Source organism: Pseudomonas fakonensis (assembly GCF_019139895.1).
GTDB classification, from domain to species: Bacteria; Pseudomonadota; Gammaproteobacteria; order Pseudomonadales; family Pseudomonadaceae; genus Aquipseudomonas; species Aquipseudomonas fakonensis.
The window spans coordinates 2,174,714-2,186,760 of the sequence record NZ_CP077076.1 but is presented as its reverse complement, the minus strand read 5'-3'; the positions used below and the strand labels follow the sequence as shown (position 1 = coordinate 2,186,760).

Sequence of the window (12,047 nt, the reverse complement as noted above, 5' to 3'; positions counted from 1 at the left end):
TACGCTTTCCCTTGTCACCAGCCAGAAACGCGAGGTGTGCTCATGGGTACTCTGATGCCTGCAACCCCCACCCAGACCCTCTACGTCACCATCCGCCGTGACGAGCTGCGCCAGTTGAAGGACGAACGTGACCAACTGCTGCAACAGGTGGCCCTGCTGAACAGCCTGTTGCAACAGGCCGGCAACGGGGAAAAAGCGCTCATTCGCTGACGGTTTTTCCGATACGCCACCGGCGGCGCCGTTCCTACAGTGAGCTGCGCCGCAGGCCCACCCCGGGCCTGTCATGCCATAGGCGCTGCCGATGAACCGCGTAACCCTCGCTTGCACCCTCGCCCTGCTTTGCCTGCCCAGCCTGCACGCCCAGGCCAATACCCCACAATGCCGCAGCGCAGGCGCCGCCGAGCTGCTCAAGCTGTTCGACCAGTGGAATGCCAGCCTGCAGAGCGGCGACGCCGCCCAGGTGGCGGCGCTGTACCGCGATGATGCGGTGTTGCTGCCGACCGTCTCTGCAACGCCGCGGCTCACCCCTGAAGCGCGCCTGGATTACTTTCGCAAGTTCCTGCTGGACCGCCCCAGCAGCAAGCTCGACACCCACGAGGTGCAAAGCGGCTGCAACGAGGCCACCGCAGCCGGGCTGTATACCTTCGACTTTGCCGCTACCGGGCAGCGGCTGGCGGCGCGCTACACCTTTACCTACCGCTTCGATGGCCAGCGCTGGCTGATCAGCCAGCATCATTCGTCGATGCTGCCGCGGGATTGATGGCTCGGGGCTAACCCTTTCACTGCCTTTTGCAGGGCCGGCCTCATCGCCGGCAAGCCGGCTCCTACAGGTACAGCGCAGGTCTGAGTGCCATGAGATCCCTGTGGGAGCCGCCTCATTCACATCCCCCAACCCCGCCAACGTTTGCGAGGACGAACGGTCGAGAGTTTAGTGACCCGCTGGTCACATAAATGCCGCTTCGTCTCCTACACTGCAGATTCGGCCCGCGATTTGCTCGGAAAACGTGACGTAAAAAAGTCGAACTTTCCGAAACACGGGCAGGTCAGGAACTAAGTAGGCCATTGCAAAGGGACTTCCTCTCGCTCGGCCCACCCACCCCAACCAGTCCACACGCCTATTGGCCGGAGTGCCAGGCGTGCCGTGCCTGCGCGCACAAATATGGGGCAAGGACCGCACTACGAAGATGCAACACCGAAAACAGAGAGAACCACAACGAGCCAACGCAACGCACCCCGCGAACACAAGGGACGGAGAGAAGTATGATCAGTGCCGCTGTCGAGCCACACGCAGATTCATTCAACCCGGATAACCGCGAGCCGCTGCCACCCAGCCTCGCCCCGACAGTCAAGGCACCCGGCGCGCTGCGCCAGCACAACCCGAACAAGCGCAAAGTCCTGTTCGTCACCTCGGAAATCGCCGACCTGGTCAAGACCGGCGGCCTGGGCGACGTGTCCTCTGCCCTGCCCCGGGCGCTGGCCCACCTGCACGATGTGCGGGTGCTGATTCCCGGTTACCGCCAGGTGATGGAAAGCGACAACCCCATCCACATCGTCGGCGAACTGGGCGGCCACGCCGCGCTGCCGCCGTGCAAGATCGGCCGCATGGACCTGGCCGACGGCCTGGTGATCTACGTGCTGATCTGCCCCGAGCTGTACCAGCGTGATGGCACCCCCTACGGCGCCAACAACGGCCGCGACTGGCCCGACAACCACATCCGCTTCGCCCGCCTGGGCCTGGCCGCGGCCGAGATTGCCGCCGGCGAAGGCATGGCCCACTGGCGCCCCGACCTGGTGCACGCCCACGACTGGCCAGCGGGCCTGGCCCCGGCCTACATGCACTGGCGCGGCTTGAGCACCCCGACCCTGTTCACCATCCACAACCTGGCCTACCAGGGCGTGTATGGCCGTGGCTGCAGCCCGGAGCTGGCAATCCCCGAACATGCCATGCAGCAAGAGGGCATGGAGTTCTACGGCAAGCTGTCGTTCCTCAAGGCCGGCCTTGCCTACGCCAGCCACATCACCACGGTAAGCGCCACCTACGCCCGCGAAATCACCACCCCGGAGTTTGGCTGCGGCCTGGACGGCTTCCTGGCCAGCAAGGCCCAGCAAGGGCTGCTGGGCGGCATCCCCAACGGCATCGACGAAAGCTGGGACTCGGCCACCGACCAGCACCTGCACCACACCTTCAGCATCAATGACTGGGACGGCAAGGCGCGCAACACCCAGCAGGTGCGCGAACTGTTCGGCCTGCTGCCGAGCCAGGGGCCGCTGTTTGCCGTGGTGTCGCGCCTGGTGTACCAGAAAGGCCTGGACCTGACGCTTGGGGTGGCCGACTACATCGTCGAGCAAGGCGGCCAGATTGCCATTATCGGCCGTGGCGAGCCTGAAGAAGAGCAAGCCATGCGCGAACTGGCACTGCGCCACCCGGGGCGCATCGGTGTGCGCATCGGCTTCAACGAAACCGATGCCCGGCGCATGTTCGCCGGCTCCGACTTTTTGCTGATGCCCTCGCGCTACGAGCCCTGCGGCCTGAGCCAGATGTACGCCCAGCGCTTCGGCTCGCTGCCGGTGGCGCGCAACACCGGTGGGCTGGCCGACACCATCGAGAACGGCGTGACCGGCTTCTTGTTCGACGACTCCACCGTCGAAAGCTACCGCGAAGCCTTGAGCCGGGCCTTCTACACCTACAGCAAGAAAGACCTGCTCAACGCCATGCGCTGCCTGTCGATGACCCAGCCGTTCAACTGGTGCCAGGCGGTGGAGCCCTACGCACGCCTGTACGAGGACCTGGTCAGGCAGACCCAGCAAGCCCACCTTTAAGCGGAGCGTGACGATGCACAGGCATGGCGCACAGCTACTGGACGCCACCTCGGCGCGCTTCGCCCTGTGGGCACCGGATGCGCGCCGCGTGAGCGTGGAAATTGCCGGGCAGCCAGCCATCGAGCTGCTGCCCGACGATGGCTGGTACACCGGCGTCGCCCCCTGCCAGGCGGGCGACCTTTACCACTTTTGCATCGACGATGAGCTGCAGGTGGCCGACCCGGCCTCGCGCTACCAGCCCGAGGGTGTGCAAGGCCCCAGCCAGTTGGTCGACCCCGACGCCTACACCTGGCGCCACCCGTGGCAGGGCCGGCCCTGGCACGAGGCGGTGATCCAGGAGCTGCACGTGGGCCTGCTGGACGGTTACGCAGGTGTGGCCCAGGTGCTGCCGCGCCTGGCGCAGCTGGGGGTCAGCGCCATCGAGCTGATGCCCCTGGCGCAGTTCCCCGGCGAGCGCAACTGGGGCTACGACGGCGTGCTGCCGTTCGCCCCGCAGCACAGTTACGGCACCCCGCAGGCCTTGTGCCGGCTGGTGGACGAAGCCCACGGCAATGGCCTGATGGTGCTGGTGGATGTGGTCTACAACCACTTCGGCCCCGACGGCAACTACCTGCACCAGTACGCAAGCCCGTTCTTTCGCGATGACCGCCAGACCCCCTGGGGCGCGGCCATCGACTTTCGCCGCGCCGAGGTGCGCGAATACTTCATTCAGAACGCGCTGATGTGGCTGTGCGACTACCGCTGCGACGGCCTGCGCCTGGACGCCGTGCACGCCATCGACCAGCCGGATTTCTTGCGCGAACTGGCGCAACGGGTGCGCGCGGGGGTGGAGCCAGGCCGCCAGGTGTGGCTGGTGCTGGAAAACGAACACAACCAGGCCGGCCTGCTCGAGCAAGGCTTCGACGCCCAGTGGAACGACGACGGCCACAACGCCCTGCACGTGCTGCTGACCGGCGAAACCGAGGGTTACTACGCCGACTACAAGGCGCGGCCCATCGACCAGCTGGCACGCTGCCTGGCCGAGGGTTTCGTGTTCCAGGGCCAACCCAACCGCCACGGCACGCCCCGCGGCGAGCCCAGCGGGCACCTGCCGCCCAGCGCGTTCGTGTTGTTTTTGCAAAACCACGACCAGGTCGGCAACCGCGCCCTGGGCGAGCGCCTGACCCGCCTGTGCCCGCCGCCGGCCCTGCGCGCGGCCACCACCCTGTTGCTGCTGGCGCCGATGATCCCGCTGTTGTTCATGGGCGACGACGACGGCAGCCGCGACCCGTTCTTGTTCTTCACCGACTTTCACGACGAGCTGGCCGATGCCGTGCGCGAAGGGCGGCGCGGCGAGTTCGCCCACTTCGCCGCCTTTGCCGACCCGCGGCAGCGCGAACGCATCCCCGACCCCAATGCCGCCACCACCTTCGAAGCCTCGCGGCCCGGGCACAAGGACGTGCTGGCCGGCTGGCACGGCCTGTACCAGCAACTGCTGACCCTGCGCCGCCAACACGTTACCCCGCACCTGCCCGGGGCCCGCGCCTTGGGTAGCGAAGTGCTCGGCGACAAGGCACTGAGCGCCCGCTGGCAGCTGGGCAATGGCCAGCAACTGCGCATCGACCTGAACCTCGCCAGCCAACCCCAGCCTGCGCAACTGCCGGCCCTGGAACAACGCCTGTACGACAGCAGCGACAACGCCCACCCCGACTCGACGCTGGCCGCGCACAGTTGCGTGGTCAGCCTGCTGCCCCCCGCACAGGAGACGCCATGAGCGAACACCCCTTGCACCGCCTGGCCGCCAAGGCGGGCCTGGCGCGCGACTGGATCGACGCCAACAACCGCCCGCAGCAGGTCAGCGACCAGGTACTGCGCAACGTACTGGCCGGCCTCGGCCACCCGGCAGGCGACGACCAGGCCATCGCTGCCAGCCTGCAGGCGGTCGAACAAGCGACCGACAGCGAGCACCTGCCACCGCTGCTGACCGCCGACCAGGGCCAACCCCTCGACCTGCAGCGCTATTTCAATGCTGGCAGCGCGGTGCTGTGCGCCCTGGAAGACGGCGCCGAGCGTGCCTTGCAGCTGGATGCCCAGGCCCGCCTGCCCGGCGAACTGCCGGTCGGCTACCACCAGCTGACCATCGACGCTCGCGCCTTCACCCTGGCCGTGGCGCCGCCGCGCTGCCACGCCCTGCAAGACCGCGTCGAGCAACCGCCACCGCGTTGCTGGGGCTTGTCGGTACAGCTGTACAGCCTGCGCCGCCCGGGCGACGGCGGCTACGGCGACTGCCTGGCCCTGGAACAACTGGCCCGCAGCGCCGCCGAACGCGGCGCCGATGCCTTGGCCATCAGCCCGCTGCATACCCTGTCGGCGTTCGGCCAGCACCACTTCAGCCCCTACTCGCCCTCCAGCCGGCTGTTGCTCAATGTGCTGTACGCCAGCCCCACGGTACTGTTCGGCGAGCGCGAGGTGCGCATGGCCATCGAGGCCGCCGGCCTTGAGCAAACCCTGGAAGCCCTGGAGCAACAGCCGCTGGTGGACTGGCCGCTGGCCGCCGATGCCCGCCTGCGCCTGCTCGAGGCGCTGTACCAGCAGTTCAGCCAGGCCGACCACCCGCTGCGCAAGGACTTCGACAGCTTTCGCGCGGCCGGCGGCGAGCGCCTGGAGCACCACTGCCGCTTCGAGGTGTTGCAGGCAGAAGCCGTGGCCAGCGGCCTTGGCGCCGACTGGCGCAACTGGCCCGCCGCCTGGCACGACCCTTACCACCCCGAGGTGGAGGCCTTCGCCAATGCCTACCCGGCCCGGGTGGAGTTCCACGCCTTCTGCCAGTGGCTGGCCGAGCGCAGCCTGCAACGGGCCCAGGACGCCGCCCGCGGCAACGGCATGAGCGTGGGCCTGATCGCCGACCTGGCGGTGGGCGCCGACGGCGCCGGCAGCCAGGCCTGGAGCCGTCAGGACGAGCTGCTGGCCGACCTCAAGGTGGGCGCACCGCCCGATATCCTCAACCGCGCAGGCCAGGACTGGGGCATCTGCGCCTTCAGCCCCGAAGGCCTCAAGCGCAACGGCTACCGCGCCTTCATCGAGATGCTGCGGGCCAACCTGGCCCATGCCGGGGGCCTGCGCATCGACCATGTGATGGGCCTGCGCCGGCTGTGGCTGATCCCGCGCGGGGCCAAGGCGGGCGACGGCGCCTACCTGAACTACCCGCTGGACGACCTGCTGCGCCTGCTGGCGCTGGAGTCGGCGCGCCATGGCGCGATCATTCTTGGCGAAGACCTGGGCACGGTGCCCGAGGGCCTGCGCGAGCGCCTGGCCGACAAGGCCGTGCTGGGCATGCGCGTGCTGCCCTTCGAGCAGGCCGCACCTGGGCAGTTCAAGGCGATCCTCGACTGGCCCGACAACGCCCTGGCCACCACCGGCACCCACGACCTGGCGCCGCTGGCAGGCTGGCTGGCTGGGCGCGATATCGACTGGAACCACCGCCTGCAACTGATCGACGCCGCCACCGAGCTGCATTGGCGCCATGAACGGGCGCTGGAACGCGATGGCCTGCGCCGCATCCTGGAGGCCAACTACGGCCCCCAGGCCGATGACGCTGCCTTGATCGACGCGGCCATTCGCTACATCGGCCACACCCGCGCGCCGCTGGTGCTGGTACCGCTGGAAGACCTGCTGGGCAACGACGAGCAGCCCAACCTGCCCGGTACCACCGACGGCCACCCCAACTGGCGCCGGCGCTTTGCCGCCCCGGTGCGCCAGTTGCTGGACGACGAGCACGCGGCGCGGCGCCTGGAGCTGCTGGCCCAGGCCCGCGAACAAGCCTGGGAGCGCGACCGATGAAGCCGTTGACCGCCACCGTGCGCCTGCAACTGCACAGCGACTTCAGCCTGGACGACGCGGTGCCGCTGGTGCCTTACTTCGCCCAGCTGGGCATCAGCCATGTGTATGCCTCGCCGATACTCACCGCCCGCGCAGGCTCGCGCCACGGCTACGACGTGGTCGACCCGACCCGGGTCAACCCCGAGCTGGGTGGTGAAGCGGCGCTGCTGCGGCTGGTGGCCGCGCTGCGCCAACATGGCATGGGGCTGGTCCTCGACACGGTGTCCAACCACATGGCCGTGGGCGGCGCCGACAACCCCTGGTGGCAGAGCCTGCTGGCCTGGGGGCGGCGCAGCCCGTATGCCGAGTTCTTCGACATTCAGTGGCACTCCAGCGACCCGCTGCTGGCCGGGCAACTGCTGCTGCCGTTTCTGGGTAGCGACTATGGCGTGGCCTTGCAGCAGGGGCAGATCCCGCTGACCTTCGACGCCGCCCACGGCCTGCTCGAGGTGGCTCACTACGAGCACCGCTTCCCGATTTGCCCGCTGGACTACGGGCGCATCCTCGGCCAGGCCGACGATGCGCGCCTGCAAGCGCTGGCCCAGCACTTCAGTGCACTGCACGAAGCCGCCGACCCGCTGCCCGACACCGCGCCCCTGCACCTCGAACTGGCGCGCCTGGCGGCCAGCGGCGCCAGCCTGGCCGGCGCCCTGGCCGCCTTCGACAGCACCACGCTGGATGGCTTCAAGCGCCTGCACCTGCTGCTGGAGCGCCAGGTCTACCGCCTGGCCAGCTGGCGCACCGCTGCCGACGACATCAACTGGCGGCGCTTTTTCGACATCAACGAACTGGGCGGCCTGCGGGTGGAGCGCGCAGCGGTGTTCGAAGCCACCCACGCCAAGCTGTTCGAGCTGATCGAACGCGGCCTGGTGGACGGCCTGCGCATCGATCATATCGACGGCCTGGCCGACCCGCGGCGCTACTGCCGCAACCTGCGCCGGCGGGTTGACGGGTTGCTGGCAAAGCGGCCGCTACAGGCCGCCGTCGAGCATTTTCCGATCTACGTCGAGAAGATCCTCGGTGCCGGCGAGCACCTGCACCGCGACTGGCTCACCGACGGCACCACCGGCTACGAGTTCATGAACGAGGTGTCGCTGCTGCAGCACGACCCGGCCGGCGAAGCCCCGCTTACCGAGCTGTGGCAAAGCGTCAGCGAGCGCCCGGAGTTTGCCGAGGAAGTGCGCACGGCCCGCCAGCTGGTGCTCAACGCAAGCCTGGCCGGTGACTGCGAGTCGGTGGCCCAGGCCCTGCTGCAGGTGGCCCGCGACGACCTGATGACCCGCGACCTGACCCTCGGTGCCATCCGCCGGGCGTTGCAGGCGCTGGTGGCGCACTACCCGGTGTACCGCACCTACATCAACGCCTGCGGCCGCCCGGGCGAGGACGAAGGGTTCTTCCAGCAGGCCATGAACGATGCCCGGCAATCCCTGGGCGAGGCCGACTGGCCGCTGCTGGGGCACCTGGAGCGTTGGCTCGGCGGCCAACCCTGGCGCCAACTGCCGCCGGGGCGGCCACGCAAGCACCTGCGCCACGCCTGCGTGCGTTTTCAGCAGTTGACCGCCCCCAGCGCCGCCAAGGCCGTGGAAGACACCGCGTTCTACCGCTCGGGGCGGCTGCTGTCGCGCAATGACGTGGGCTTTGCCGCCGAGCGCTTCAGCGCCGATGCGCCGTGGTTCCACAACGAGGCCCAGCGCCGCCTGCGCGACTTCCCCGACAACCTGCTGGCCACCGCCACCCACGACCACAAGCGCGGTGAGGACTGCCGTGCGCGCCTGGCCGTGCTCAGCGAACGTGCCCCCTGGCTGGCCAGCCGCGTGGCGCACTGGCTGGAGCTGGCGGCGCCGCTGCGCCAAGCCCTGGAAGATGGCCCGGCACCGAGCCCGGGCGATGAGCTGTTGCTGTTGCAGACCCTGCTCGGCAGTTGGCCGCTGACGCTCGGGCTGCACGACCACGACGCCTTGCAGCACTACGCCGGGCGCATCCGCCAGTGGCAGCAAAAAGCCCTGCGCGAGGCCAAGTTGCGCAGCAGCTGGGCGGCGCCCAACGAGGGTTACGAGCAGGCCTGCGCGGCCTATGTCGATGGCCTGTTGCTGGATGAGCAGAGCCAGCAGTTGCGCCAGTCGCTGCACCAGGCGGCGCGCCAGCTCGACTGCCCCGGCGCGCTGAACGGCCTGGCCCAGTGCCTGCTGCGCATGACCACCCCGGGGGTGCCCGACCTGTACCAGGGCAACGAGTACTGGGACCTGAGCCTGGTCGACCCGGACAACCGCCGCCCGGTGGACTACGCTGCGAGGCGGGCCAGCCTGGCCGACAGCGCAGCCTTGCCGGCGCTGCTCGAACACTGGCGCGATGGCCGTATCAAGCAGGTGCTGGTGGCCCGCGTGCTGGACTGCCGCCAGGCCCACCCCGAACTGTTCCAGCGTGGCGCCTACCTGCCGCTTGCCGTGCAAGGCCGCCACGCCGACAAGGTGCTGGCCTTCGCCCGCCTGGGCGACGGCGTACGCGCCATCATCGTTGTACCGCGGCTGGCCAGCGCACTGCTGGGCCCGGCCACTACCCCACAGATCCCGGCGCAGAACTGGGACGATACCCGGCTGGTATTGCCGTTTGCCTTGTCGCCTGCCAACTGCTCGGGACTTTTCGGTGGTGCTGCGGTCAGCCCTTCAAGGGAGCTGAACTTGAGCACCGTGCTTGCGGAGTTTCCGGTCAATGTGTTGATTGATCATGCCTAATTGCATTCAGGAGCGTCGTGATGAGTGTCGATGAAAAGCGTATTCGCGAATTCGCGTATCAGATCTGGGAGTCGGAAGGTAAGCCCGAGGGGCGCGAGGAGGAGCACTGGGACAAGGCGCGCAAGCTGGCCGAGGCCGAGGCTCTGGCGCCCAAGGCCCCGCCACGCAAGAAGGCGGTGGCCAAGCCCAAGGCGCCGGTAGAGCCCAAGGTGGCGGCGTTGCCTGCGGCGACCAAAAAGCCCAGGGCGGCGAAGAAGCCAGCGGCTGGTTGAGCCTTTTGTAAGCCTGTACCGGCCTCATCGCGGGGCAAGCCCGCTCCCACGCCATTGCACTGGTTTATGCGTGGGAGCGGGCTTGCCCCGCGATGGCCCCTCCCCCCCGCCCCACGAGGACTGCCATGAGCCCCCGCACCCCGAAGAAAACCCGCTCCGTCGCCCCGTCGCGCATCCGCGAAGGCCTGCCCTTCCCGCTGGGCGCCACCTGGGACGGCCTGGGGGTCAACTTCGCCCTGTTCTCGGCCAACGCCACCAAGGTCGAACTGTGCCTGTTCGACTCAAGCGGCGAACACGAGCTCGAGCGCATCGAGCTGCCCGAGTACACCGACGAGATCTACCACGGCTACCTGCCCGACGCGCATCCCGGGCTGGTCTATGGCTACCGGGTATACGGCCCGTACGAGCCGCAGAACGGCCACCGCTTCAACCCCAACAAGCTGCTGATCGACCCCTACGCCAAGCAGCTGGTGGGCAGCCTGAAATGGTCCGAGGCGCTGTTTGGCTACACCATCGGCCACCCCGATGGCGACCTGTCGTTCGATGAGCGCGACAGCGCGCCGTTCGTGCCCAAGTGCAAGGTCATCGACCCGGCGTTCACCTGGGGGCGCGACCAGCGTGTGTCTGTTCCGTGGGAACGCACGATCATCTACGAGGCCCACACCCGCGGCATCAGCATGCGCCACCCCGGCGTGCCGGAGCACCTGCGCGGCACTTTCGCAGGGCTGGCCAACGACGAGCTGCTGGGGCATATCAAGGAGCTGGGGGTTTCGAGCATCGAGCTGCTGCCGATCCATGCCTTCGTCAACGACCAGCACCTGCTGGACAAGGGCCTGAACAACTACTGGGGCTACAACAGCATCGCGTTCTTTGCCCCGCACCCGCGCTACCTGGCCAGCGGCAAGATCGCCGAGTTCAAGGAGATGGTCGCGCACCTGCATGACGCGGGCCTGGAGGTGATCCTGGATGTGGTCTACAACCACACCGCCGAAGGCAACGAGCGCGGCCCGACCCTGTCGATGCGCGGCATCGACAACGCCTCGTACTACCGGCTGATGCCCGAAGACAAACGCTACTACATCAACGACTCGGGCACCGGCAACACCTTGGACCTGAGCCACCCCTGCGTGCTGCAACTGGTCACCGACTCGCTGCGCTACTGGGCCGGCGAAATGCACGTGGACGGTTTTCGCTTCGACCTGGCGACCATCCTTGGCCGCTACCACGACGGCTACAGCGAACGGCACGGCTTTCTCGTAGCCTGCCGCCAGGACCCGATGCTCAGCCAGGTCAAATTGATCGCCGAGCCCTGGGACTGTGGCCCGGGCGGCTACCAGGTGGGCAACTTCGCCCCCGGCTGGGCGGAGTGGAATGATCGCTTCCGCGACACCGTGCGCAGCTTCTGGAAGGGCGATGAAGGCATGCTCGCCGACTTTGCCGCGCGCATCACAGCCTCCGGCGACTTGTTCAACAACCGTGGCCGGCGCCCGTACAGCTCGATCAACTTCGTCACCGCCCACGACGGCTTCACCCTGCGCGACCTGGTGTCGTACAACGACAAGCACAACGAGGACAACGACGAGAACAACCAGGACGGCACCCACAACAACCTGTCGTGGAACTGCGGCGTCGAAGGCCCCACCGACGACCCGGCGATCAACGCCCTGCGCATGCGCCAGATGCGCAACTACTTCGCCACCCTGCTGCTGGCCCAGGGCACGCCGATGATCGTTGCCGGCGACGAGTTCAGCCGCACCCAGCACGGCAACAACAACGCCTACTGCCAGGACAGCGAGATCGGCTGGGTGAACTGGGACCTGGACCAGGACGGCACCGAACTGATGGCCTTCGTCAAGCGCCTGACCCGGCTGCGCCTGGCCTACCCGATTCTGCGCCGCTCGCGCTTTCTGGTGGGCGACTACAACGAGGCCATCGGCGTGAAGGACGTCACCTGGCTGGCCCCGGACGGCAGCGAGATGAGCGTCGAGCAGTGGGAAGACCCGCACGGGCGCTGCCTGGGCATGCTGATGGACGGCCGCGCCCAGGAAAGCGGCATCGCCCGGCCCGGCGCCGAGGCGACCATGCTGTTGATCGTCAACGCCTACCACGACGTGGTGCCGTTCAAGCTGCCGGCCGTGCCTGAAGGTGACTACTGGAGCCTGCTGGTGGACACCGACCGGCCGCAACTGCGCAAGGCCCAGCACCTGGCATTCGACAGCCTGTTCGAGGTACAGGGGCGCGCGCTGCTGTTGCTGGTGTTGCAGCGGGAAGAGGAATGAACCTGCAAGGCGCCGGTGGGTCGTAAGCAGTACCGGCCCTATCGCCGGCAAGCCGGCTCCTGTAGGAGCCGGCTTGCCGGCGATAG

Annotated in this window: 8 protein-coding genes; all 8 read left to right on the top strand. The window is 68.0% G+C overall.

Features of this window, described 5'->3' with window-relative positions; all coding sequences use genetic code 11:
* Positions 1-42 precede the first annotated feature (42 nt).
* The 8 genes from KSS94_RS09865 to glgX all read left to right on the top strand — a co-directional run bounded on the left by KSS94_RS09865 (position 43) and on the right by glgX (position 11,961).
* Positions 43-210: a DUF6026 family protein gene (locus tag KSS94_RS09865; protein WP_217842795.1), complete on the top strand. Its 168-nt coding sequence runs from the start codon at positions 43-45 to the stop codon at positions 208-210.
* Positions 211-301: 91 nt separating this feature from the next.
* Positions 302-760 carry an SgcJ/EcaC family oxidoreductase gene (locus tag KSS94_RS09860; RefSeq protein ID WP_217842794.1) on the top strand — a complete coding sequence of 153 codons (459 nt, stop codon included), beginning with the start codon at positions 302-304 and terminating at the stop codon, positions 758-760.
* A 500-nt stretch (positions 761-1,260) separates the two neighbouring features.
* Complete coding sequence (gene glgA / locus KSS94_RS09855; protein WP_217842793.1) at positions 1,261-2,820, top strand: glycogen synthase GlgA; 1,560 nt, start codon at positions 1,261-1,263, stop codon at positions 2,818-2,820.
* Positions 2,821-2,833: 13 nt separating this feature from the next.
* Entirely contained in the window at positions 2,834-4,573 is a 1,740-nt protein-coding gene (gene treZ / locus KSS94_RS09850) for a malto-oligosyltrehalose trehalohydrolase (protein WP_217842792.1), read from the top strand.
* On the top strand, positions 4,570-6,639 hold the full coding sequence (gene malQ / locus KSS94_RS09845) for a 4-alpha-glucanotransferase (protein ID WP_217842791.1): 2,070 nt from the start codon (positions 4,570-4,572) through the stop codon (positions 6,637-6,639). The genes treZ and malQ overlap by 4 nt, the downstream gene beginning before the upstream one ends.
* A complete protein-coding gene (locus KSS94_RS09840) occupies positions 6,636-9,410 on the top strand; it encodes a malto-oligosyltrehalose synthase (RefSeq protein WP_217842790.1) in 2,775 nt (924 codons plus the stop codon). The genes malQ and KSS94_RS09840 overlap by 4 nt, the downstream gene beginning before the upstream one ends.
* Positions 9,411-9,427: 17 nt before the next feature.
* Complete coding sequence (locus tag KSS94_RS09835; protein WP_217842789.1) at positions 9,428-9,682, top strand: DUF2934 domain-containing protein; 255 nt, start codon at positions 9,428-9,430, stop codon at positions 9,680-9,682.
* Between the two features lie 125 nt (positions 9,683-9,807).
* Positions 9,808-11,961 (top strand): glycogen debranching protein GlgX, encoded by a 2,154-nt coding sequence (gene glgX / locus KSS94_RS09830; protein ID WP_217842788.1) that lies wholly within the window; start codon positions 9,808-9,810, stop codon positions 11,959-11,961.
* Positions 11,962-12,047 lie beyond the last annotated feature (86 nt).

Bases quoted from the DNA above. Each gene is read 5' to 3' on its own strand.
- KSS94_RS09865 (WP_217842795.1), top strand. From the start codon at position 43: ATGGGTACTCTGATGCCTGCAACCCCCACCCAGACCCTCTACGTCACC.
- KSS94_RS09860 (WP_217842794.1), top strand. From the start codon at position 302: ATGAACCGCGTAACCCTCGCTTGCACCCTCGCCCTGCTTTGCCTGCCC.
- glgA (WP_217842793.1), top strand. From the start codon at position 1,261: ATGATCAGTGCCGCTGTCGAGCCACACGCAGATTCATTCAACCCGGAT.
- treZ (WP_217842792.1), top strand. From the start codon at position 2,834: ATGCACAGGCATGGCGCACAGCTACTGGACGCCACCTCGGCGCGCTTC.
- malQ (WP_217842791.1), top strand. From the start codon at position 4,570: ATGAGCGAACACCCCTTGCACCGCCTGGCCGCCAAGGCGGGCCTGGCG.
- KSS94_RS09840 (WP_217842790.1), top strand. From the start codon at position 6,636: ATGAAGCCGTTGACCGCCACCGTGCGCCTGCAACTGCACAGCGACTTC.
- glgX (WP_217842788.1), top strand. From the start codon at position 9,808: ATGAGCCCCCGCACCCCGAAGAAAACCCGCTCCGTCGCCCCGTCGCGC.